Raw genomic sequence first — 23,681 nt, 5'->3', positions numbered from 1 at the left:
CTGACCATGAGGCTGGGGGGCGCTGTCCGGGCGCGGTGGGGCAGGACGGGACGGGCCGCGCGCTGGACGGCGGCCGGCGCGGCGGTCGTGCTCGCGGGCGGCGCCGCCGCCTGGGGGCTCGGGGCCGGCGACGCGCCGCGCGTGCGGACGTCCGAGCAGCGCATCGCCGTGGTGGACGGGCCGGAGAACGACCAGCGCGTCGTCCTCGACACGACGTTCTACCGTCCGGTGGGGCGGTCGAAGGGGCCGGCGGTCATGCTGGGGCACGGCTTCGGCGGCTCGAAGCGGGAGGTGGCGGGCGAGGCCCGCGAGCTGGCCCGCGCCGGGTACGCGGTGCTGGCCTGGTCGGCGCGCGGGTTCGGGCGCTCGACCGGGGAGATCGCGCTCAACTCCCCCGACTACGAGGTCAAGGACACCCGGCAGCTCATCGACTGGCTCGCGAAGCGGCCCGAGGTCGTCCTGGACGCGCCGGGCGACCCGCGCGTCGGCATGGCCGGGCAGTCGTACGGCGGCGCGATCGCGCTGATGACCGCCGCCCACGACCCGCGGGTGGACGCCATCGCGCCGCAGATCACCTGGAACGGCCTCGCGGACGCGCTGTTCCCGTCCGCGACCGGCGCCGGGCCGGCGGAGGGCGTGTTCAAGAAGCTGTGGGCGGGGGTCTTCTTCACGAGCGGCGCGGGCCGGACGGCCTGCGGTCGCTTCCTGCCGTCCTTGTGCGCGATGTACCAGGAGGTCGCCGAGACGGGCCGCCCGACCGCGTCGGCGATCGAGACGCTGCGGCGGTCGAGCCCTGCTTCGGTCGCCGGCCGGATCCGGGTGCCGACGCTGCTGGTCCAGGGGCAGACCGACTCGCTGTTCCCGCTGGACCAGGCCGACGCGAACGCCCGTGCCATCGCCCGGAACGGCGCGCCGGTGTCGGTGGTGTGGTTCCAGGGCGGGCATGACGGCGGCGATCCGGAGACCGAGCGGGTCGAGGGGCTGGTGCGCGACTTCTTCGACGCACGGCTCCGCCGCTCGGGGCCTGCCGATCTGGACAGTTTCACGGTGACGCGGGCGGGCGGGCTCGACTCGTCCACGCAGCGGGTCGTCGTGGAGGAGGCGACGACGTCGCGGTACCCCGGGCTCTCCGATCATCCGGTCGGCATGCCGCTTTCCGGGCGGGAGCAGACGATCTTCAACCCGGCGGGCGGGTCGCCGGCGTCGATCTCTTCGGCGCCGGGGCTCGGGGCGCTGTCCTCGCTGGGCTCGCTGGGCGGGTCGGTGCCGTCCGACATGCCGGGACAGACCGCCACATTCGACACTGCTCCGCTGGACCATCCGGTGCGGCTGACCGGGGCGGCCACGGTCCGCCTCAAGGTGCAGGGCGACGGGCCGCTGTTCGCGAAGCTCTACGACGTCTCGCCGGGTGGAGGCGCGGCTCCCGCTCGGCGGCTCGCGGCGCCCTTCCGGGTCTCGGGCGGGTCGTCGGGCGGCGCGTCGGAGGTCACGGTGACGCTCCCGGCGATGGACTACCGGTTCGACCGCGGCCACCGCCTGCGCCTCGTCATCGCGACGACCGACATGGGCTTCGCCACGCCTGCCGCGCCTTCGTCCTACAAGGTGCAGGCGGTGTCGCCGCTGAGCGTCCCGACCGTCCCCTCGTTGGCGACGGCGCCCGCGCCGTTGCCCGCGTGGGTGTGGGCTCTGCCGGTGGCGGGGCTCGCCGTAGCGGCCGGCGTCCTCGTGCCCGGACGCCGCAGGCGCGGCTCGTCCGCGGACAGCGACGTCCCGCTGGAGATATCGGGCCTGACGAAGGCGTACAAGAACGGTCATCTCGCCGTGGCCGACCTGTCGTTCCGTGTCGAGAAGGGGCAGGTGCTCGGGCTCCTGGGACCGAACGGTGCGGGGAAGACGACGACCCTGCGCATGCTCATGGGCCTGATCCACCCTGACTCGGGCGAGATCCGCATCTTCGGTCAGCGCGTCACTCCCGGAGCAGCCGTCCTGTCCCGCCTTGGGTCCTTCGTAGAGGGGCCCGGGTTCCTTCCCCACCTCTCCGGCCGCGACAACCTGGACCTGTACTGGCGCGCGACCGGCCGCCCCCTGGACGAGGCCCACCTGGACGAGGCGCTCCAGATAGCCGACCTGGGTTCGGCACTGGACCGGGCGGTGCGCACCTACTCGCAGGGAATGCGGCAGCGTCTCGCCATCGCCCAGGCCATGCTCGGGCTGCCGGACCTCCTCGTCCTGGACGAGCCGACCAACGGCCTCGACCCGCCCCAGATCCGCGAGATGCGGGAGGTGCTCGTCCGGTACGCGGCCGCCGGGCGGACCGTGATCGTCTCCAGCCACCTGCTGGCCGAGGTCGAGCAGACCTGCACGCACGCGGTCGTCATGGCGGGCGGGCGCCGCGTCGCGGCCGGTCCGGTCAGCGAGATCACCGGCTCCGGCCGCCGCCTGGAGGACGCGTTCCTGGAGATCATCGGAGAGGCGCCATGACGACCTACGACGTCCGGCGGACGCTGCCCCTGCGGGTCGAGGCCGTCCGCCAGTTCCGGCGCCGCCGGACCCTCGTCGCGTTCGGGATCCTGCTCGTCCTGCCCTGGGTGCTGGTGCTCGCGTTCAAGCTGGGCGGCGACCCGGGCCCGGACGGCGTCCCCAGCCTGGTCGACGTCGCCACGTCGTCCGCGCTGAACTTCGCCCTGTTCGCCCTGTTCGTCTCGACTGGCTTCCTGCTGGTGGTGGCCGTGGCCCTGTTCTGCGGCGACACGGTGGCGAGCGAGGCGGGCTGGTCGTCGCTGCGCTACCTGCTGGCCGCGCCCGTCCCGCGCGCCCGGCTGCTCCGCCAGAAGCTGGTCGTCGCGCTCTCCTACGCCGTCGTGGCGGTCGTCAGCCTGCCGCTGATGTCCCTCGCGGCCGGGACGGCGGCCTTCGGCTGGGGCGACGTCGAGCTGCCCACCGGCGGCACCGTCCCGGTGAGCACCGCGCTCGGGCGCATGGCGATCATCGTCGGCTACTCCCTGATCGCCCAGCTGGTCGTCGCCGCCCTCGCGTTCCTGCTCTCCGTGACCACCGACTCGCCGCTGGGCGCGGTCGGCGGCGCCGTCGGCCTGGTCATCGTCAGCAACATCCTGGACGCCGTCACCGCGCTCGGCTCCTGGCGCGACTTCCTCCCGACCCACTGGATGTACGCGTGGATGGACGCCCTCCAGCCGCAGATCCAGTGGACGGGCATGGCGAAAGGCTCTGCGATATCCGTTACCTACGCGCTGATCCTTTTCGCGCTGGCGTTCCGCCGATTCCGATCGCGCGACATCGTCTCGTGAATTTTCCGCACGCATTGTGATCGTCCGGCGACACTGCGCCGACATCATCTTCCTGAAAATCGGTCGAACTGGCAGTGTTCGTCGCATAAGCTCAGCGAACCTTGCCCGCGCCGGTCGCGTCGCATGAGGTGACGACGATTAAGTCGGTCCCGTTGGGGGGAGATGATCACCATGGCACGGCAGCAACTCATCAAACGCCCCAAGCCCCCACGTCCACCGAGCCAGCCCGACCTGAGGACGCCCTCCGGCCGCCTGCTCCCCTACTGAAGCCGCGCCAGGAACCTCTCCCGCTCGACCACCGCACGCTCGATCCGGCCGATTCCCACGACGCCCCGCGCGTCGACGGCCCTGACACCGAACACCAGCCGCCGACCGTCCACCTCTTCGAGCTCAGCCTCCACGGTCACCCGCGCGCCGACCGGGCTGGCCGCGCGGTGCTCCAGTTCCACGCGCGTCCCGACGGACGTCCGGCCGTCCCCGAGGCGGTCTCCGAGGGCCTCGACGGTCGCCGCCTCGGCGAGCGCCAGCAGCCGGGGCGTCGCGAGGACGGGAACGTCCCCGCTGCCCGCCGCGACGGCCGTGTCCGCGTCGCCCACGACAATGGACACCTGCCCGTGCAGTCCCGGTTTCACAGCTCGCGCTCCAGCCGCGCCGCGACCTCCCGGTACCGGCTCACCGGCACGAGATGCACCCCGTCGAAGGCTCCGCTGTCCCTGATGGCGAGGACCTGCTCGCACGCCGCCGCGACGCCCGCCGCCCGGTCCCGTTCGACGGCCTCGACGAGTTCCGCCGGGATATCGATGTCGGGAATGGCCGCGGCCAGATTCCGGGCCATTCCGGCGCTCGCCAGGACCATGACCCCCGCGTAGACGGGCCCGTCGACCCCGACGCTCTCCCGCCACCGCACCAGGCTCTCGACCGAGTAGCTGACCTGGACGAACGTGAAGTCGGCGGCCCGCTTCCACGCGGGCACGCTCCGCAGCCCGGACGTCACACCGACCCGGAACGGCCCGCATCCGGCGAAGACCTCGTCCTCGCTCGCGGCGCGGGCCTCCTCCATCATGGCCCGGACGGTCAGCTCACTCGTCCGTCCGCCGGCGCGGGGCTTGTCGCCGTAGACGAAAAGGAACCGCTCGACTCCATAAGCGGCGGCGGTGAGCAGATCCCTGCGGAATCCGAGCAGATTGCGGTCCCGCGAGTTCAGGCAGGCGATTCCCCGCGCGCCCATGGCCTGGACCTCATGGGCGACGGCCACGCTGGACACGGTCGCCCGTCCAATGTGGTTGTCGGGAATCAGGAACGAGTCGGCGACGGGGCTCAGCACCCCGATCTGGTGCCGGACCTTCTGCAGATCGGGCCGAGTAGGCGGCTCGACCTCGCACACAACTTCGAACCCCACGCCCGCCCCTTAGTCGCCGCGCTCCAACCACCCTTAATCTACGGGACGCCCTCCCGGCCGCGCCGCACTAGGGAAGCGGGCGGATCGTCTTCGCGATCTCGTCCAGTTCCTTGATCTCCTCGCCGGGCTTCATCCCGAAGGTCACCCCGCAGACCCTGTCGCCGGGCACCAGCACCCGGACCTGGACGGCCCGCGCGGCGATCGCGGCCTTCACCGTGTAACCGACCTTCACCGCGGGCATCCCGCCGATCGTCAGCGTGCTGGACTCGATGTCCTCCGCCCCCATGCGGGCCAGCCCCGCCTTGGTGACGAGCTCCAGCTGCTCGGCCGTGACTCCCCCGTTCGGCCCGCAGAGGCCGCTGATGTTGTTGATGTAACCGCCGGAGGCACCGGCCGTGTCGACCACATAGAGCAGGGTCTTCCCCTCCAGCTGGGCCGCGCCTCGCTCGATCGCCTCCGCCGAGGCGCCGGAGACCCCGGCCTTCCGCAGGGACTCCGCGATCTCGCCCGCGTTGACGTCGACCTTGATCCAGCGCTGGGGAACGGCGATCGACAGCCCGACCTCCGGACTCTCGATCCTGTGCCATCCGTCCGGTACGGCCGGAGCGGACGCGGCGGCGCTCTTCGTCTCCCCGGCCGCGCCATCGCCACCGGAGGAGCAGCCGCCCAGAACGGCGGAACTCAGCACGACGGCAACGATCAACGCACGATTCATTCACTACCTCGCCAGGGGGATGCCGCGCGCCGACCGGCACACGAAGAAGCGTCAACACCCTAGACCGGCCCGCCGTTTTGTTTCCGCCCATTTATTCGGCCGCGCAGCCGGATACTGGGCCCCGCGACCGGACGAACACGCCCACCGCGCTGACCAGCACCGAACGCTTTCCGCCTCCCGATGGCAATTCCCCGGTGCAAGGCGGTCCAGACACGAGGAGGGTCATGACATCTGATCCGAATGATGCGGAGTTGATCGCCCGGTCGCTCGACGGCGATGAGGACGCCTTCGTCGAGGTCGTCCGGAACCACGAGGCGGCCGTCGGGGCCTACCTCGCCCGCCGGGTCGGCCGGGAGCAGGCCGAGGACCTGCTCGGCGAGGTGTGGGTGGCGGCGCTCGCGTCCCGCGCGGCCTACGACCGCGCGTTCCCCGACGCCCGCCCGTGGCTGATCGGCGTGGCGCACAACATGCTCCGCCGGCACTGGCGCTCGCGCCGCCCCGAGCAGCCGCGGGCGGACGTCGCCGGCACCGCGTCCGGCTGGGACCCGTGGGCCGCCGTCGACGACCGCGTCGACGCCGAGCCGGTGCTGCGCCGCGCCCTGGCCCTGCTCGGACCGCAGCAGCGGGAGATCGTGACCCTGGTCGCCTGGGAGGACCTGACCGTCGCCGACGCGGGACGGGCGATCGGCATACCGCCCGGGACGGCGCGCCGCCACATGCACGAGGCGCGCATGGTGCTGCGGAACGCGCCGGGGATGGCCGCACTGCTGAACGACCACGACACGGTGAAGGAGGCCCACTGATGGTCGACGAATTGGACCTGCTGCGAAACATGAAGGACGTCGAACCGCTGCAGCCGCGCGCCTACGAGGAGGCAAGGGCCGCTCTCGGCTCGGCGATGGCCGCACCGGAAGCACCGACCCGGCGCGCCCGATGGGGGATGCGCCGCAAGGTGGGAGTCGGCGCCGCCGCCTTGATCGCCGCATCCGCCGCGGCGGCACTGGTCGTCACGTCCACGTCGCCGTCCGGCGCCCCCCGTACGACACCCGCGCCGGCAGCGGCGGCGAACCCGATCCTGACCAAGCTCGTGGCGGAGATCTCCCCCATGCAGCCCGAGTCGTCGGGCGACGCGACGCTGACCGTCCGCAACCTGTTGCCGACCAGCGACAAGGTGACCGACTACGGCATCGACCTGTACACCGACGACGGCACCTACTACTGGGGGAACGACAGCACCGACCTGCGGCGCGCCCTCACCCACAACGGAGGCGACACCGGGTTCAAGCGCGGCATAGCCGTGGCGCTCTACGCGGTGAAGGGCGACCTCGGCACCGCCCGCGCGCGGATGTCCGTCGCCAACCTCCCCCCGGGCACCGACCTGGAGGAGGCGGAGCGCGCAAGCGAGCGGACAAAGATGGAGAAGCTCAAGGCCGCCGCCAAGGCGCGGGGCGAGAAGTACGTCCCGCCGAAGCCGCTGACCGCCGAGCAGCAGAAGGCCATCACCGACAACCACATCTGGTCGAACGCGATCGCCGCGCTGATCGCGGCACCGAAGAACCCCCAGGTCCGGGCCGGCGTGCTCCGCATCATGGCCACGATGCCGAAGGTCGAGGTCACGAAGACGACCACGGCGGGCCACCCCACCCTCACCCTGATCGACACCTGGGCCGACACCGGAGGCGAAAAGCTGGTGATCAACGCCCGCACCGGCCAACCGGTGGCCCTGACCAGCAGTGCCGCAGGCGTCCCCGACCGCACGATGTACTACCACACGACCCGCGTGAAGCTAGCCGACATAAAGGCCGGCAAGTTCTAACCCCGTGCGGGCCGCCCACTCCGGCGGCCCGCACACCGCTCATGTGCATCGCACGAGCCATTTGCGTTCCGTTCTCGCGGGCGACCGTCCCCGTAGGTTGGCACGTTCACCGGTCCGAGGGGCGGCGGCCGGCCCGTGGAGGTCGTGCGGGTGCCGGGGTCAGGAGTGTTTGGTTGGTTGGGGGGTTACGAGTAGGGTTCGCGGGTGGTCAGGCGGGGGATGGCGTTCGGGGTCGGCGCCTATGCGTTGTGGGGGCTGTTTCCGCTGTACTGGCCGCTGCTGAAGCCGGCGGGGGCGGTCGAGATCCTGGCGCACCGGATCATGTGGTCGCTCGTCGCGGTCGCGGCGGTGCTGGCGGTGCGGCGGACGTGGGTGCGGGGGCTGACGGCGCGGCAGATGTGGCTGCTGGTCGCGGCGTCGGTGGTGATCAGCGTCAACTGGGGGACCTACATCTACGCCGTCAACAGCGGGCGGACGATCGAGTCGGCGCTGGGGTACTTCATCAACCCGCTGATCAGCGTGGTGTTCGGAGTGGTCGTCTTCCGGGAGCGGCTGCGGCCGGGGCAGTGGGCGGCGGTCGGGCTGGGGGCGGTGGCCGTCGTCGTGCTGACGGTGGACTACGGGCGGCCGCCGTGGATCGCGCTGGTGCTGGCGCTCGCGTTCGGCGTTTACGGGCTGCTCAAGAAGACCGCGGCGGTGCCCTCGGCCGAGAGCCTGGCCGTCGAGACCGCCGTGATGTTCCTGCCGGCCCTCGTCTTCGTGGTCGCGCTGGAGGGACGGGGAGAGGCGGCCTTCGGACATCAGGGGATCGGGAACGTGCTGCTGCTGGTGGGGGCCGGGATCGTCACCGCCGTCCCGCTCATGCTGTTCAACTCGGCGGCGATCAGGCTGCCGCTGACGGCGGTGGGCATGCTGCAGTACCTGACGCCCGTGCTCCAGTTCGCGATCGGCGTGTTCGTCCAGCATGAGGAGATGCCGCCGAGCCGGTGGGCGGGGTTCGCGCTGGTGTGGCTCGCGCTGGTGGCGCTGACATGGGACGGGCTCAGGGCCGGACGTCGCGAAGCGGCCCCCGAGGCGGTCGGAACGGGCTAAAGTGCCGCACGTCAAATGCCCGGATTCGAGGAGTCCCGTTGCGTCTGGTCACCGTCACCGTGTTGGGTTCGGCACTCGTGGCGGCCGGGATGCTCGCACCGGCGACGGGCGAGGCGACCGCGACCGGACGGCACGACGTCGCGGTGGAGCCGGGCATGGTAAGGCCTGGCGATCGCGTCCGGGTCGAGGTGCCGGGGTGCGCGGGCCGGGCGCGGGTCGTGTCCGAGGCGTTCACCGGACGGGCCGTGGGCGGTACCGCGACCGTGAAGCAGGACGTCGCGCCGAGCACCTACGCGGTCGTGGCGCACTGCGGGTCACGGACGGTGACCGGCGAGGTGCGGGTCGCGGGGCGGCTCGCGTGGCCCGACCTTCTGCCTAGCGGCCGTAACCACGAGTGATTGCGGTCAGTGGCCTTCTTGCTCACGATGTGAGTGTCACGCTGCGTGTTCACCTTCTGACGTAACGCCCCCTTGCCGCGACCACCTGCGCGGACGCTGTCAAGATCGCTCGACAAGCGGGACAACCCCTCCGGCAAGTGATGGACGTCACCCGGAATGGGCTGATATTTCTTCCTTCTCCCCCCTTGATCGTGTTAATTGATCATGTGATACTTCCACGGAAATCTACAAATCGCCCAAGCCTCGCATACGTCTCTAATCGCCCCCTCTGCTCCCGCCGCACCACCCGCCAGGTGTCGACGGCATCGGCAGAGGGTCGATTGCTTTAATCCCACATGGGGGGCAGTCGGAAGTGTCCGTTGACGTTGGTGCCGCGCCCGTCCGCAGAGCGAAGAACTTCCCGCTCTACCGCACGGTCTCCCGGCTCATGCGCGACCCGCTGCGGGAGATCCTCCGCATCAGCACCGCCGCCGGCGGCGAGATCGCGCGGTTGGACCTCGGCGCATCGCATCCGTACCTCGTGACCCACCCCGACGACGTCCAGCAGGTCCTGCGCAAGCAATCGGAGAACTTCGTCCGGGACGGGACGTTCTGGCGCCCCCTGCACGGCCTCTTCGGCGACAGCATCATGTCCGAGTACGACGAGTGGGAGCTGAGCAAGCGCATCCTGCAGCCGGCGTTCTCGACCCGCACCATCAGGTCCCTCAGCGACCACATGGCGCTGGCCATCAACGAGGCGGTCGGGCAGCTGGACGTCCCCGCGCGCGAGGGCCGGCCCATCGAGGTGCTGCCGGAGATGGGGCGCATCGTCCACGAGACCGTGATCAAGGTGCTGTTCGGCGACAAGATCCGGCAGGCGGAGGCCGACCGGATGATCCCGGCGATGGAGCGGCTCGCCACCTCGATCGCGTTCCGCTTCCTGCTGCCGTTCGTCCCGAAGTCGATCCCGCTGCCCGGCGACCGCGCGTTCGCCGAGGGGCTCCGGATCATGGACGAGACCCTGCACGAGCTCGTCGACCGGTTCCGCTACGACGCGGGCGAGGGCTACGACATCTTCACCGTGCTGTGCCAGGCGCGGATGACCGAGGGCAGCGGCCTCGGCGACGGCTGGGTCCGCGACAACCTGCTCGCCATGTGGGCCACCAGCACCGAGACCACGACCGTGGCGCTGACCTGGCTGTGGCCGCTGCTCGCGCGGCACCCCGAGGTGGTCGAGCGGCTCCGCGCCGAGATCACCGAGGTGGTCGGGGACGAGGACGTCCGGCCCGAGCACCTGCGCCGGCTGCCGTACGTGCAGCAGGTCGTCCAGGAACTGCTGCGGCTGTACCCGGTCGGGTGGATCTTCCCGCGGATCGCCCTCGCCGACACCGCCATCGGCGGCGTCCCGGTCAAGGCCGGGCAGACCGTGCTGACCAGCCCGTTCCTCACGCACCGCCTCGCATCGGTCTGGGACCGGCCGCTGGAGTTCGACCCCGGCCGCTTCACCGTCGAGGCGAACCGCACCCGGCACCGCTACGCCTACTATCCGTTCGGCGGCGGCCCGCACCAGTGCATCGGACGGCACGTCTTCAACATGGAGGCCGAGCTGATCCTCACCGCCATCCTGAGCCGGTACCGCCCGTCGCTGCTGCCGACGGACGGCCCGGTGGAGGCGCGGATCGGCGCGACCCTGCGGCCGAACCAGCCGCTGTACCTGAAGCTGGAGCCTGCGGGGCGGTCGCGATGACGGAGACCGCGTCCGGGGAACTCACCGAACCTCCCCATCCGGGCCGCCCGCGGAGCCGGGTCACGCCCGCCCTCGAAGCGGGGACGATCTGCGCCGTCGCGGGCCAGGCGCAGCGGCAGATGCGCGGCTGGGCCGCCGAGCACCCCGCGCTGTACGACGCGAAGGCGTTCGATCCCGCGCTGTTCAGCACGCTCGCGCTCGCGGCGGCGTTCAGCGGACCGGGGCTCGGCGCCGAGCGGCTGCGCATGGCCAACCGCGTCTGCCTGTGGTGCTTCGGCCTCGACTGGCTGATCGACTACGCCGCGTCGTCCCGCGCGGAGGTCGCGGACCTGGTCCGGCGGTGCGCGGCCATCGCGGACGGCGCGCCACCCGCGGACGGTGCCTCGGACGGGGCCTCCCCCGAGGACGAGCTGGCGCGCTTCCTCGCCGACGTCCGCGACGAACTGGCGGCCGCACCGGCGTACCCGGGGCTGCGGGACGTCTGGCGGGACGAGCTCCAGCGCATGCTCGACGCGATGGCCCTCGAATGGGACTGGAAGGCCGCGCGGGAGAAGGGCGAGCCGGGACCGTCCTTCGAGGAGTACCTCGCGAACGCCGACAACCTGGGGTTCTCGTTCGTGTTCGCCTCGCACTGGATCGCGTCCGGGGGCGGCGGGAACGTTCCGGCGGTGCGCGAGGCGAGCCGGGCCGTCCAGCGGGTCATCCGGCTGCTGAACGACCTCGGCACCTACGAGCGCGACCTCCAGTGGGGCGACCTGAACGGCCTGCTCCTCGACCGGACGCGCGCGCAGGTGGAGGAACGGATCGGGGAGCTGACCAGTGAGGCCCGCACGCTGCTCCATGGCGCCGCGAAGGACGTCCCGGAGCTGGCGCGCTACATGGAACGGCAGATGGACTTCTGCGCGGGCTTCTACGGAGTGACCGACTTCTGGGGCACGTTGTGAGCGTCGACGACCGTCCTGTACCGATGACCGCCGTTCCGTCCCCGCGCGTCCCGGGGCATGCCGATGCCGACACGGTCGACGCCGCGCGGGAGCTGATCGAGGGCCTCGTCGCCTACCCGTGGGGGCAGGTCTCGCCGTCGGTGTACGAGACCGGCCGGCTGGTGACGCTCGCCCCATGGCTGAACGGCCACGGCGAACGCCTCTCCTACCTCGTCGAGTCGCAGCGTCCGGACGGCACCTGGGGCGCACCGGCCACCGGGTACGCGCTCGTCCCGACGCTGAGCGCGGTCGAGGCCCTGCTCGCCGAGCTGACCCGCCGGAGCGGTGCGGACGACGGCCCGCTGGTGCGGTCGGCCGCCGCCGGGCTGCGGGCCATCGACGAGCGGATGTGCGGGCCGTCCGGCGCGTCCGTGGACCTGCCCGACCTGCCCGCGATCGAGCTGATCGCCCCGTCCCTGACCCAGCGGATCAACGCGTCGCTGGCGCGGCTGCGCGACCGCCCCGTCCCCGGGCTCGCCGAGTGGGCGGGACGCGAACTCGGCGCCCCGGCCGGGCTGGACGGCGCCAAGCTCGCCTTCGTTCGCGCGCTGCTCGGCTCCGGCGCGGACGTCCCGCAGAAGCTCCTGCACGCCCTGGAGATCGCCGACGACGGACCGGCCGGCCCCGCGGGGCTGCGGCCGGAGCCGACCGGCACGATCGGCGCGTCCCCGGCGGCGACCGCGGCCTGGCTGGGCGGGCGGGCGGCGGACGACCCGAGCAGCCCCGCCCGCTGGTACCTGGAGACCGTGGTGGCGCAGCACGGCGGGCCCGTGCCGTGCGGCTTCCCGCTGACGGTGTTCGAACGCGGCTGGGTGCTGGCGTGGCTGATCCGCGCGGGCATCCCGGTCACCGTCCCGCCGGAGCTGGTCCTCAGCCTGACCGCGCCGCTCGGCCCGGCGGGCACCCCGGCGGCGGAGGGCCTGCCGGCGGACGCCGACACCACCGCCGGCGCCCTGTACGCCCTGGCGCTGCTCGGCGCCCACCACCGGCCCGACCCCCTCTTCGCCTACGAGACCGACACCCACTTCTGCACATGGCAGGGCGAGGAGGGCGCGTCGGTCACCACGAACGCGCACGTGCTGGAGGCGTTCGGGCAGTACCTCGACGCCTGCGAGCGCACCGGCGGAGCGCCCGGCGCGGACGTCGCCCGCTACGCCGCGACCGTCGCGAAGGCCGCGGGCTGGCTGCGCGGGCAGCAGCGCCCGGACGGGAGCTGGGACGACCGCTGGCACGCCTCCCCGCTCTACGCGACGGCGTGCGCCGCGATCGCGCTGGCGCGCTTCGGCGGGGGCGACTCGGCCGGCGCGGTCGACGCGGCCCGGCGGTGGGTCCTCGGATCGCAGCGCCCGGACGGCTCGTGGGGCCGCTGGGACGGGACGCCGGAGGAGACGGCGTACGCGGTGCAGCTCCTGCTGCTGACCGACCCGTCCCCCGGCGCGGCCGTGCGGGACGCGGTCGCGCGCGCCGTCCCGCACCTGCGCCGCTCCCTGAGGAACGCCGATCCCGGCGAGCCGGACGAGCCGGCGCTCTGGCACGACAAGGACCTCTACCGGCCCGCCGCGATCGTCCGGGCGGGGACGCTGGCGGCCCTGCATCTGGCCCGCACGGCGGCCGCGTCCGCGCCCGCGGACGGGCAGGCGTCCGTGCCCGATGTTTCGCCGAGGTGAAATCGGCCACACTCGACCGACCCGACACGCGCACCAAATGCGACAAAGTGTTCGGCGTTGACGATTCACCTTGAGGCGTTATGGTCATGTTGCTAGTCTTCTAAGCCGTATGGAACGGCGGCCTACCGTCGCCCCTGCACCCTCCACACAGCGCGACCCGCCCGGCTCTTACTACCGGCCGATGCGGGTTGCGAGCCATTTCACATATTGTTGGGGCGATAGTAATGCGCTTCCGCAACTCGCGCCTGAGAACCAAGATCACGGCCCTGTTGCTCTCCCTCGTGGCACTCTGGGTTTTCGCCGCGTGGGTGACGCTGCGCGAAGGTGTCAACCTGCTCGGCGTCAGCACGCTGGACACCGCCCTCGCGCAACCGACCGACCCCCTGCTCGCCGACCTGCAGCGCGAGCGCAGACTGTCGATGGTGCAGATGGCGAGGCCCAGCGCCGCCGCCAAGGCGGCGCTGAAGGCGCAGCGCCGGGAGACCGACAAGACCCGGGCGGAGGCCGTCGAGCTGGCCCGCGGCGGCAACGTCGGGCGCTTCGGCGGCAACACCCTCGAACGGCGCGTCGACGAGATGCTCGACCGGTTGAAGTCGGTGAACGACGCCCGCCGCGCGGTCGACGCCGGCTCGACCGACCGGGGCCGGATCGCGGCCGGATATTCCGAGGTCGTCGAGTCCATTTTCCGGGTCTACGATTCGCTGGCCACGCTGGACGACAAGGATTTCGCCCGCGACACCCGCACGCTCCTTGAGCTCAACCGCATGTGGGAACTGCTTTCCCAGGAAGACGCATTGATGGCGGGCTCGCTGGCGACCGGCCGCATCACCCAGCCCGAGCTCATCACGTTCACCCAGACGGTCGGCACCCGGCGGTACAACACCGCGCAGGCGCTCATCACCATTCAGGACTCCGACCGCACCCTCCACGCGGGCCTGACGAAGAACGCGAAGATCAGCACGATCCAGTCCCTCGAAGACGAGATCATGCAGAACCGCCGGACCTTCGCCGCGAAGACCTCGCAGCAGAACGGGCAGAGCGGGCAGCAGGCCGGCCAGCAGGGCTCGCAGCAGTCCGCGCAGAACCGCGGCGCCTTCCGGCCCCCGATCACCGCCCAGCAGTGGGACGCCGTGGCCGAGCCCGCGCTCGCCGAGATGCGCCACCAGATCCAGTCGTCCGGTGACCGGCTGGTCGACCGCGCCACCCCGATCGCCACCGGCGTCATCATCCGGCTGGCGCTCGCCGGCGGTCTCGGGCTGATCGCCGTCATCGCGTCCATCATCGTGTCGATCACCACCGCCCGCGCGCTCGTCCGGCAGCTCGAACGGCTGCGCAACGCCGCCTGGGAGCTGGCCGAGCAGCGGCTGCCCGGCGTCGTCGAGCGGCTCGGGCACGGCGAGAAGGTCGACGTCGCGCTGGAGGCGCCGCCGCTGCGGTTCGGCAGCGACGAGATCGGGCAGGTGGGACGCGCGTTCAACGCCGTCCAGGAGACCGCGATCCGCACCGCCGTCGAGCAGGCCGAGCTGCGCCGCGGCATCCGCGACGTCCTGCTCAGCCTGGCCCGCCGCACCCAGACGCTGGTGCACCGGCAGCTCACCATGCTCGACACGATGGAGCGCCGCCGCGACATCGACGTCAAGGAGCTGGAGGAGCTGTTCCGGCTCGACCACCTCGCGACCCGCATGCGCCGCAACGCCGAGAACCTGATCGTGCTCTCCGGCGCCCTCCCGGCCCGCGGCTGGCGCAACTCCGTCCCGATGGTGGACGTCATCCGCGCCGCGGTCGGCGAGGTCGAGGACTACACCCGCGTCACCGTGCTGCCGTTCGGCCCGGTCGAACTGGCCGGACGCGCCGTCGGCGACGTCACCCACCTGCTGGCCGAGCTGATCGAGAACGCGGTCTCGTTCTCGCCGCCCGACACGGTCGTACAGGTCGGCGGCCACCTCGTCGCGAGCGGCTTCGCCATCGACATCGAGGACCGCGGCCTCGGCATGACCGACGACAAGCTCGCCGAGATCAACGAGCGCATCGCGAACCCGCCCGACTTCAACCTGCAGAGCTCGGTCCAGCTCGGCCTGTTCGTGGTCAGCAAGCTCGCCGAGCGCTACAACCTGCAGGTGTCGCTGAAGCGGTCCGCGTACGGCGGCACCACCGCGGTCGTCGTCCTCCCGCGCGAGCTCATCATCGAGCAGGGCCCGGCGCCCGTCGCCGCCGGCACCACCACCCAGAACGGGCTGGAGGTGCGCCGCCCGGCCGCCGTCGGCGCCGCGTCCGGCCCGTCCGCCGGGCGGGCGGTGCCCGCCGGCGCCACGGCGACGCTCCCGCAGGCCGGCACCGGCCCGCAGCCGGCCGGGCCCGCGCTCGTCGCGGTCCCCGCGCCCTCCCCCACACCGGCGCCCTCGCCCGCACCGTCCGCGCCGCCCGCGCGGACCCCCGGCGGGGACGGCGCCCCTGAGGCAGACCCCGAGGCCCCGGGGACCGAGCCGCCCGCACGGCACACCGATGTGCCCGCGGACGGCGAGCGTCCCGCCACCACCCAGCCGGAGGACCAGCCACCCGTGCCCGACATCTCCATCACACCGTCCGGCCTGCCCGTCCGGGTGCCGCAGGCGAACCTCGCCGAGCCCCTGCGCGCCGATGAACCCGTCGTCGCCGACGAGCCGGAGGAACAGGAGGATCCGGGCCGCTCCCCCGCGGAGATCAAGCGGATCATGGGCTCCTACCAGCGCGGCACCCGGCGCGGCCGGTCCGACGCCGCCCGGTCCGGCCCACCCCCCGCGCAGGAGGGCGGCGCGGCCGAAGAACCCGCGCCCGAAAGCGGTACGGCTCCCGGCAACAACGCAGCGGAAGGCGAGAAAGATCAGTGACACAGAAGACCGGTTCCTCCTCCGATCTGGGCTGGTTGCTGGACGACCTGGTCCACCGGCTGCCGCACACCCGCAACGCGGTGGTGCTGTCGGCCGACGGCCTGCTCATGGCGTCCTCGGAGGGCATGACGCAGGACGACGGTGAGCACCTCGCCGCCGTCGCCGCCGGCATCCAGAGCCTCGCCAAGGGCGCCGGGACCCGGTTCGGCGGCGGTCCCGTCCGGCAGACGATCGTGGAGATGGCCTCGGCGTTCCTGCTGGTCACGGTCGCCGGGAAGGGCGCCTGCCTGGCCGTCCTCGCCGAGGAGGACGCCGACGTCGGCCTGATCGCCTACGAGATGGCGATGCTCGTCACCGCCATGGGCCACCACCTGACCTCGCCCGCGCGCACGGAGTCCGCCGGGGAGGGACGGCCGGCATGATGCCCCCCGAGGATCCCTCGCCGCCGGAACCGTGGGCGGACGATCCGGCGCCGCGGCCCGCACCCGACCGGTACCTCGACGACCAGGCCGGTCCGATGGTCCGGCCGTACGTGATGACCAGCGGCCGCATCGAGCCGACCCGCGGCAAGTTCGACCTGATCACGCTGGTGGTGGCGGTCGGACCGGAGCCGGAGGGCGCGATCGGCCTCGGTCCCGAGCACCTCGCCATCATCCGGCTCTGCCAGAGCGTCATGTCGGTCGCCGAGCTCACCGGCCACCTCGACCTGCCGGTCGCGACCGTGCGGGTGATGCTCGGCGACCTGCTCGACAAGGGGTTCGTCTCCATGCAGGAACCCGAACCGGAGGCGGACATGCACGACATCAGGCTCTACAAGGCGGTGATCGATGGTCTCCGGGCCCTCTAGGGGCGTGCGCGCCCGCCGGCTCCCCACCGCGGTCAAGATCGTGATCGCGGGCGGCTTCGGGGTCGGCAAGACCACGATGGTGGGCACGGTCTCCGAGACCAAGCCGCTGCGCACCGAGGAGATCCTCACCGACCAGGGCGTCGGCGTGGACGACGTCTCCGGCGTGGAGCGCAAGAACACCACCACGGTCGCGATGGACTTCGGCCGCATCACGATGCGGAACGAGTACGTCCTCTACCTGTTCGGAACCCCGGGCCAGGAGCGCTTCTGGTTCATGTGGGACGAGGTGGCGCTCGGCGCGCTCGGCGCCGTCGTCCTCGCCGACACCCGCCGCCTGTCCGACTGCTTCCCGTCGGTGGACTACTTCGAGCGCCGCGGCACCCCGTTCATCGTCGCCGTCAACTGCTTCGAGGGCGCCAAGCGCTACGACCTCGAAGAGATCCAGATGGCCCTCAACCTGGGCCCCAAGGTCCCGGTCATGCTGTGCGACGCACGCAGCCTCGACTCGTGCAAGGAGGTCCTCATCGACCTCGTCCTGCACGCGATGAAGTACCGCGGCCTGGCCGAGCCCGAACCCCAGAACGCCTGAAGACCAGAACGCCTGAAGACCCGAAGCGGGGCCGTTCGCGCCGGTGGCGCGGACGGCCCCGCTTCGTGTCTACCGCGCCCGGCTCAGGTGCTCTGCGCGACCGCGCGCCGGCCGCCAGGCCCGAAGGAGGAGGGAAACGCCGTCACCCCGTGCGGGAGACGACGTAGTCGCAGAGGTTGGTGAAGGCGTGGCGGGCGGGGATGTCGGGGAGGGTGAGGAGTTCGGCGCGGGCGTCCTCGGCCCACTGGCGGAGGTCGGCGCGGGCGCGGTCCATGGCCGGGTGCGCCCGCAGGAGGGCGAGGGCCTCGGCGTGGAGGGCGTCGTCGGTGAGGTCCTGGACGAGGAGCTCGCGGAGGCGGGCGTCGTCCGGACCGGAGCCGGCGCCGCCGAGGACGAGGTGCATCGGAAGGGTGCGGATGCCCTCGCGCAGGTCGGTGCCGGGGGTCTTGCCCGACTCCTCGGTCTCGGAGTCGATGTCGAGGATGTCGTCGGACAGCTGGAACGCGATGCCGATCTTCTCGCAGGCGGAGGTGATCGTGTCGACGACGTGCGCGGGGGCGCCGGACAGCAGCGCGCCGAACTGGCCGGAGACGGCGATCAGCGACGCCGTCTTGTCGGCGACGACCTGCAGGTAGTGCTTGAGGGGGTCGGCGCCCGTGCCGGGGCCGACGGTCTCCTGGATCTGGCCGCGGACGAGCCGGGCGAACGCGCGGGCCTGGATCCGGACGGCCTCCGGGCCGAGGTCGGCGAGCAGGTCGGACGCGCGGGCGAACAGGTAGTCGCCGGTGAGGATCGCGACGGTGTTCGTCCAGCGGGAGTTCGCCGACTCCTGCCCGCGCCGGACGGTCGCCTCGTCCATCACGTCGTCGTGGTAGAGGGTGCCGAGGTGGGTCAGCTCGACGACGACGGCGGCGGGGACCACACCGGGTGCGGCGGGGTCGCCGAAGTGGGAGGCGAGCAGCACCAGCATCGGCCGGAACCGCTTGCCGCCCGCCTCGACGAGGTGCTCGGACGCCTCGGTGAGCAGCGGGTCCTCGCCGCGCACGCAGTCGAGCAGGAGGGTCTCGACATCGGCCAGGCGCGCGTTGGCACTGGACGCGAGCGCGGCGTCGATGGGAAGCCCGAACGGGCCGGTCACGGTACCGGCCGGCCCGCCGGACTTCTCAGCGGATGGGTTGCTCACCCAAGACTCCCTAACGGACGAACATGTGGGTCGTGGCCTGGCCCGCGAGGTCCAGGACCGGCTGCGGGATCACGCCGAGTACCACAGTAGCCGTCACGCCGAGGGCGACGGCGACCGCGGTCGCCGGCCCGGCCACCACGACCGGCCCGTCCGCGTCCGGCTCGCTGAAGAACATGACGACGATCACCCGGACGTAGAAGAACGCGGCGACGGCGGACGCGATGACCGCGACGATGACCAGCGGCGTCGCGCCCTCCTCGACGGCCGCCTTGAACAGCGCGAACTTCCCGGTGAACCCGCTGGTGAGCGGGATCCCCGCGAACGTCAGCAGGAAGAACGCCATCACGCCGGCGACGACCGGGGACCGCTTGCCGAGCCCGGCCCACCGGGACAGGTGCCCGGCCTCGCCGCCCGCGTCCCGCACCATCGTGACGACGGCGAACGCGCCGACCGAGGCGAAGCCGTAGGCGAGCAGGTAGAACAGGGTGCTCGACAGGCCGTCCGGGGAGCTGGCGATCACGCCCATGAGCAGGAAGCCCGCGTGCGCGATCGAGGAGTAGGCCAGCAGCCGCTTGATGTCGGTCTGCGTGATCGCGATGATCGACCCGGCGACCATCGTGATGATCGCCACACCCCACATGACGGGCCGCCAGTCCCAGCGGAGCGTCTCGAACGCGACGTAGTAGACGCGCAGGATCCCGCCGAACGCGGCGACGACCGTGCCGGACGCCATCAGCGCGGTGATCGGGGTGGGGGCGCCCTGGTAGACGTCCGGCTTCCACATGTGGAAGGGGACGCCGCCGAGCTTGAACAGCAGCCCGACCGACAGCAGCGCGACGCCCGCGAGCAGCAGGGTCTCGCTGCCGGCGTCCCGGCCGATCTGCGCGGAGATGTCCGACAGCCGGACCGACCCGGCGTACCCGTACAGCAGCGCCGCCCCGTACAGGAAGAACGCCGACGAGAACGCGCCGAGCAGGAAGTACTTGACCGCCGCCTCCTGCGAGAGCAGGCGCCGCCGGCGGGCGAGCCCGCACAGCAGGTACAGCGGCAGCGACATGACCTCCAGCGCCACGAACATCGTGAGCAGGTCGTTGGCCGCCGGGAACATGATCATGCCGCCGACGGCGAACATCATCAGCGGGTACACCTCGGTCTGGGTGACCCCCGCCCGGGCCGTGCGCTGCTCGGCCTCGCTGCCGGGCAGCGCGGACGCCTGCGCGGCGAAGTGCCCGCCGGCGGAGCCGCCCTCGCCGCGCTCGGCGATCAGCAGCAGGCTGACGAGCCCCAGCACCAGGATGGTGCCCTGGATGAACAGCGTGGGCCCGTCCACGCCCAGCGCGCCCTCGGCGGCGACGTGGTGCGGGTTGTCCTTCCACCCGAGCGCGATCGTCCACGCGAACGCGCCGGCGAGGCCGAGGAACGCGAGCGGCACCTGCACGTAGTAGCGCGCGCGGCGGCCGACGAACGCCTCGACGAGGACGCCGGCGACGGCGATGCCGAGGACCAGGAGCAGGGGCATGATCTGCCCGTACTCGATGTGCGGCGCGGGGATGTCACCCCCCTGCGCGAGGACCGCGCTCACCTGGTCAGAGGTGCTCATGGACGGGCTCCGTTCTCGGCGACGTTACCGGTGATGTCCGGCGCCGGGTCGTGCTGGTCGACCCGGGCCAGCGTGTGGTCCACCGACGGGTTGATCACGTGCAGCACCGGCTGGGGGAAGAAGCCCATCGCGACGATGATCGCGATGATCGGGGCGATGACCCACTTCTCCCGGGCGGACAGGTCCTTCATGCCCTCGACCGCGGGGACCGTGGGGCCGCCCATGGTCCGCTGGTACATCCACAGGATGTAGATGGCGGCGAGCACGATGGCGATGATGGAGGCGACGGCGGCCCACTCGTAGCGGCTGAACGTGCCGACCACGACGAGGAACTCCGAGATGAACGGCGACAGGCCGGGCAGCGACAGGCTCGACAGGCCGGCGATGAGGAACATCCCGGCCAGGACCGGCGCCACCTTCTGCATCCCGCCGAAGTCGGAGATCCGCGCCGACCGCCGCCGGACGATCATGAACCCGACGATCAGGAACAGCGCGCCGGTGGAGAACCCGTGGTTCACCATGTACAGCGCCGCGCCCGACTGGGCCTGCGACGTCATCGCGAAGATGCCGAGCACGATGAACCCGAAGTGGGAGATCGAGGTGTAGGCGATCAGCCGCTTCATGTCGACCTGCCCGATCGCGAGGATCGCGCCGTAGATGATGCTGACGACCGCGAACGCGAGCACGACCGGCGTCGCCCACTTGGACGCGCCCGGGAACAGCTCCAGGCAGAACCGGATCATCCCGTAGGTGCCGACCTTGTCCAGGACGCCGACGATCAGCACCAGCGCGCCCGCCGGGGACTGCTGCGCCGCGTCCGGCAGCCAGGTGTGCACCGGGAACATCGGCGCCTTGATCGCGAACGCGACGAAGAAGCCGAGGAACAGCCACTTCGCCGTCGTCGGGTCGACGTTCATCTTCGACAGCTCGTCGAACATGAACGTGCCGTGCCCGAGGCCGCCGTCCGCGACGGACTTGGCCGACAGCGGGTACAGCCAGATCACCGCGACCAGCATCAGCAGGCCGCCGAACAGCGAGTACAGCAGGAACTTCACCGCGGCGTAGGAGCGCTGCGCGCCGCCGTAGGACCCGATGATGAAGTACACCGGGATCAGCAGCGCCTCGAAGAAGACGTAGAAGAGGAACACGTCGGTCGCCGCGAAGACGCCGATCATGGTCGACTCCAGCGTCAGCAGCAGCGCGAAGTAGGTCTTCACCGACCGCTTCGGCGGGACGTCCGTCCCGCCGGACCGGTCGGCCTCGTTCCAGGAGGCGAGGATGACCAGCGGGACGAGGATGACCGACATCAGGATCAGCGTCAGCGCGACGCCGTCGACGCCGAGCGCCCAGTGGACCCCGAACTCCTTGATCCACCAGTACTTCTCGTCGAACTGGAAGCGCGCCCCGCCCGCGTCGAAGCCCGCCGCCATGGCGCCGGTGAGCGCCAGGACGACGAGGGAGACGCCGAGCGCGAACTGCTTGACCAGCGTCTCCCGCTCGCGCGGGATGGCGACGAGCAGCAGCGCGCCCACCAGTGGCAGTCCGATGAGGACGCTCAGCCAGGGAAAGTCGCTCATGAAACGTTCACCACCAGGAGCGCCGCGACCACCAGGGCCGCGCCGCCCAGCATCGAGAGTGCGTAGGAACGGGCGAAGCCGGTCTGGACCCGCCGGAGCCGGCCGGAACTGCCGCCGAGGCCGGCGGCGGTGCCGTTGACGAGGCCGTCGACGCCGCGCCCGTCGAACCAGACCGCGAGCCGGGTCAGCCACTGCCCGGGACGCATCAGCAGCGACTCGTTGAGCGCGTCGCCGTACAGGTCCCTGCGGGCCGCGACGGTGACGAACGAGCCCTTGGGCGCCTCGCGCGGCACCTTGCGGGCGCCGTACTGCCGCCACGCGATCGCCGCGCCGATGACCATCAGCACGAGGGTGGCGATGCCGGGCGCGGTGACCGGGTTGAACTCGTGCGGGTGCTCGGGCTTGCCGACGACCGGCTCCAGGAAGCCGGCGAACCCGCCGAGGATCAGCAGCCCGCCGGCGGCGACCGAGCCGACCGCGAGCAGCATCAGCGGGATCGTCATGACCTTCGGCGACTCGTGCGGGTGGACGTCGTCCTCCCAGCGCTTCTCACCGAAGAACGTCATGAACATGACGCGCGACATGTAGTAGGCCGTGATGGCCGCGCCGACCACCGCGCAGGTGCCGAGGACGGCCCCGGACGTCCCGCCCTTGTCGAACGCCGTCTCGATGATGGCGTCCTTGGTGAAGTAGCCGGACAGGCCGGGGAACCCGATGATGGCGAGGTACCCGAGCCCGAACGTCGCGTAGGTGAAGATCATCACCCCGCGCAGCGCGCCGTAGTGGCGCATGTTCACGTCGTCCTTCATGCCGTGCATGACGGAGCCGGCGCCGAGGAACAGGCCCGCCTTGAAGAAGCCGTGCGCGATGAGGTGCGCGATGGCGAAGACGTACCCGGCCTTGCCGAGCCCGGCGGCCAGCGTCATGTAGCCGATCTGCGACATCGTCGACCCGGCGAGGGCCTTCTTGATGTCGTCCTTGGCGCAACCGATGATCGCACCGGCGAGCAGCGTGGCCGCGCCGACGATCGTCACGACCAGCTGCGCGGTCTCCGACATCTCGAAGATCGGCCCGGACCGGACGATCAGGTAGACGCCCGCGGTCACCATCGTCGCCGCGTGGATGAGGGCCGACACGGGGGTCGGGCCCTCCATCGCGTCCAGCAGCCAGGACTGCAGCGGCAGCTGCGCCGACTTGCCGCAGGCGCCGAGCAGCAGGAGCAGCCCGATCGCGGTCGCGGTCCCGGTGCTGAGCTGGGACGCGAGGCCCGCGTGCTCACCGCCGAGGATCGGCCCGTAGTCGATGGTGCCGAACGTGGCGAACATCAGCGCGATCGCGATGATGATCCCCATGTCGCCGACGCGGTTGACGACGAACGCCTTCTTCGCCGCGGTCGCCGCGGTCGGCTTGTGCTGCCAGAACCCGATCAGCAGGTAGGACGCGAGGCCCACGCCCTCCCAGCCGAGGAACATGACCAGGTAGTTGTTGCCGAGCACCAGCAGCAGCATCGCCGCGACGAACAGGTTCAGGTAGGCGAAGAACTTGCGGCGCTCGGGGTCCTCGGCCATGTAGCCGATGGAGTAGATGTGGATGAGCGAGCCGACCCCGGTGATCAGCAGGACGAAGCTGATGGACAGCGGGTCCACCAGCAGGTCCATGCCGACCTTGAACGAGCCGACGTCGATGAAGTCCCACAGGTGCTGGGTCCTGCCGCGCTCCGCGGCGTCGTAGCCGAGCATCTGCGCGAGCATCGCGACGCCCACGCCGAACGACGCGATCGCGGTCGCGGTGCCGAGCAGGTGCCCCCACCTGTCGGTGCGCCTCCCCCCGAGGAGGAGGATCGCGGCGCCCGCGAGCGGGAGCGCGATGAGAAGCCAGGACGCGGCCTGGATGCCTTCCGCTTGCATTCCCGAC

20 protein-coding genes are annotated in these 23,681 nt (G+C 71.6%); 13 read left to right on the top strand and 7 right to left on the bottom strand.

The annotated features are described in order from the left end of the window. Positions 1 to 6: 6 nt before the first annotated feature. Both ABFX46_RS14765 and ABFX46_RS14760 read left to right on the top strand, forming a co-directional pair. Entirely contained in the window at positions 7 to 2,481 is a 2,475-nt protein-coding gene (locus ABFX46_RS14765) for an alpha/beta fold hydrolase (RefSeq protein ID WP_346042577.1), read from the top strand. Continuing rightward, a complete protein-coding gene (locus tag ABFX46_RS14760) occupies positions 2,478 to 3,308 on the top strand; it encodes an ABC transporter permease (RefSeq protein WP_346042576.1) in 831 nt (276 codons plus the stop codon). The genes ABFX46_RS14765 and ABFX46_RS14760 overlap by 4 nt, the downstream gene beginning before the upstream one ends. Positions 3,309 to 3,568: 260 nt before the next feature. Here the strand turns inward: ABFX46_RS14760 and ABFX46_RS14755 are convergent, their stop codons facing one another. From ABFX46_RS14755 to ABFX46_RS14745, 3 genes are all read right to left on the bottom strand, one after another. Next, positions 3,569 to 3,904, bottom strand: a complete 336-nt coding sequence (locus ABFX46_RS14755; protein ID WP_346042574.1) for a thioesterase family protein — start codon at positions 3,902 to 3,904, stop codon at positions 3,569 to 3,571. A gap of 32 nt (positions 3,905 to 3,936) precedes the next feature. Then, positions 3,937 to 4,707, bottom strand: a complete 771-nt coding sequence (locus ABFX46_RS14750; RefSeq protein WP_346042572.1) for a methylenetetrahydrofolate reductase — start codon at positions 4,705 to 4,707, stop codon at positions 3,937 to 3,939. A 67-nt stretch (positions 4,708 to 4,774) separates the two neighbouring features. Beyond that, positions 4,775 to 5,395, bottom strand: a complete 621-nt coding sequence (locus ABFX46_RS14745) for a hypothetical protein (RefSeq protein ID WP_346042570.1) — start codon at positions 5,393 to 5,395, stop codon at positions 4,775 to 4,777. 251 nt (positions 5,396 to 5,646) lie between these two features. On the opposite strand from ABFX46_RS14745, the gene ABFX46_RS14740 reads away from it, so the two are divergent. From ABFX46_RS14740 to ABFX46_RS14690, 11 genes are all read left to right on the top strand, one after another. After that, on the top strand, positions 5,647 to 6,225 hold the full coding sequence (locus ABFX46_RS14740) for an RNA polymerase sigma factor (protein WP_346042569.1): 579 nt from the start codon (positions 5,647 to 5,649) through the stop codon (positions 6,223 to 6,225). Beyond that, a complete protein-coding gene (locus ABFX46_RS14735; RefSeq protein ID WP_346042568.1) occupies positions 6,225 to 7,238 on the top strand; it encodes a hypothetical protein in 1,014 nt (337 codons plus the stop codon). The genes ABFX46_RS14740 and ABFX46_RS14735 overlap by 1 nt, the downstream gene beginning before the upstream one ends. A gap of 219 nt (positions 7,239 to 7,457) precedes the next feature. Beyond that, positions 7,458 to 8,330: an EamA family transporter RarD gene (gene rarD, locus ABFX46_RS14730; RefSeq protein WP_428831262.1), complete on the top strand. Its 873-nt coding sequence runs from the start codon at positions 7,458 to 7,460 to the stop codon at positions 8,328 to 8,330. A gap of 38 nt (positions 8,331 to 8,368) precedes the next feature. Further along, positions 8,369 to 8,728, top strand: a complete 360-nt coding sequence (locus ABFX46_RS14725; protein WP_346042565.1) for a hypothetical protein — start codon at positions 8,369 to 8,371, stop codon at positions 8,726 to 8,728. Positions 8,729 to 9,080: 352 nt separating this feature from the next. Further along, positions 9,081 to 10,454, top strand: coding sequence for a cytochrome P450 (locus ABFX46_RS14720; protein WP_346042563.1), 1,374 nt, complete (start codon positions 9,081 to 9,083; stop codon positions 10,452 to 10,454). Continuing rightward, positions 10,451 to 11,398 (top strand): terpene synthase family protein, encoded by a 948-nt coding sequence (locus tag ABFX46_RS14715; protein ID WP_346042562.1) that lies wholly within the window; start codon positions 10,451 to 10,453, stop codon positions 11,396 to 11,398. Before ABFX46_RS14720 ends, ABFX46_RS14715 begins: the two co-directional genes overlap by 4 nt. A 23-nt stretch (positions 11,399 to 11,421) precedes the next feature. Continuing rightward, positions 11,422 to 13,104: a prenyltransferase/squalene oxidase repeat-containing protein gene (locus ABFX46_RS14710; protein WP_346042560.1), complete on the top strand. Its 1,683-nt coding sequence runs from the start codon at positions 11,422 to 11,424 to the stop codon at positions 13,102 to 13,104. Between the two features lie 281 nt (positions 13,105 to 13,385). Then, positions 13,386 to 15,971 carry a sensor histidine kinase gene (locus tag ABFX46_RS14705; protein WP_346042558.1) on the top strand — a complete coding sequence of 862 codons (2,586 nt, stop codon included), beginning with the start codon at positions 13,386 to 13,388 and terminating at the stop codon, positions 15,969 to 15,971. Continuing rightward, the gene (locus ABFX46_RS14700) at positions 15,968 to 16,393 is read left to right on the top strand and encodes a roadblock/LC7 domain-containing protein (RefSeq protein WP_131942549.1); all 426 of its coding nucleotides are present in this window, start codon (positions 15,968 to 15,970) and stop codon (positions 16,391 to 16,393) included. The genes ABFX46_RS14705 and ABFX46_RS14700 overlap by 4 nt, the downstream gene beginning before the upstream one ends. Continuing rightward, a complete protein-coding gene (locus ABFX46_RS14695; RefSeq protein WP_131942548.1) occupies positions 16,390 to 16,818 on the top strand; it encodes a DUF742 domain-containing protein in 429 nt (142 codons plus the stop codon). The genes ABFX46_RS14700 and ABFX46_RS14695 overlap by 4 nt, the downstream gene beginning before the upstream one ends. Next, positions 16,799 to 17,407, top strand: a complete 609-nt coding sequence (locus tag ABFX46_RS14690) for a GTP-binding protein (RefSeq protein WP_163061218.1) — start codon at positions 16,799 to 16,801, stop codon at positions 17,405 to 17,407. The genes ABFX46_RS14695 and ABFX46_RS14690 overlap by 20 nt, the downstream gene beginning before the upstream one ends. A gap of 142 nt (positions 17,408 to 17,549) precedes the next feature. On the opposite strand, the gene ABFX46_RS14685 is transcribed toward ABFX46_RS14690, so the two are convergent. The 4 genes from ABFX46_RS14685 to nuoL are packed head-to-tail and all read right to left on the bottom strand — an operon-like array spanning position 17,550 to position 23,674. Beyond that, positions 17,550 to 18,545 (bottom strand): polyprenyl synthetase family protein, encoded by a 996-nt coding sequence (locus tag ABFX46_RS14685; RefSeq protein ID WP_428831261.1) that lies wholly within the window; start codon positions 18,543 to 18,545, stop codon positions 17,550 to 17,552. 55 nt (positions 18,546 to 18,600) lie between these two features. Further along, positions 18,601 to 20,190, bottom strand: a complete 1,590-nt coding sequence (gene nuoN, locus ABFX46_RS14680; protein ID WP_346042555.1) for an NADH-quinone oxidoreductase subunit NuoN — start codon at positions 20,188 to 20,190, stop codon at positions 18,601 to 18,603. Beyond that, positions 20,187 to 21,767, bottom strand: a complete 1,581-nt coding sequence (locus tag ABFX46_RS14675; protein ID WP_346042554.1) for an NADH-quinone oxidoreductase subunit M — start codon at positions 21,765 to 21,767, stop codon at positions 20,187 to 20,189. Before ABFX46_RS14675 ends, nuoN begins: the two co-directional genes overlap by 4 nt. Further along, positions 21,764 to 23,674 (bottom strand): NADH-quinone oxidoreductase subunit L, encoded by a 1,911-nt coding sequence (gene nuoL / locus ABFX46_RS14670; protein WP_346042552.1) that lies wholly within the window; start codon positions 23,672 to 23,674, stop codon positions 21,764 to 21,766. The genes ABFX46_RS14675 and nuoL overlap by 4 nt, the downstream gene beginning before the upstream one ends. Between the last annotated feature and the right edge of the window lie 7 nt (positions 23,675 to 23,681).

Origin of the sequence: Actinomadura chokoriensis, assembly GCF_039529475.1 — a bacterium.
In the GTDB taxonomy this organism is placed as follows: domain Bacteria; phylum Actinomycetota; class Actinomycetes; order Streptosporangiales; family Streptosporangiaceae; genus Spirillospora; species Spirillospora bangladeshensis.
Note: the sequence above shows the minus strand (reverse complement) of the source record. Positions and strands in the feature narration are given on the sequence as shown.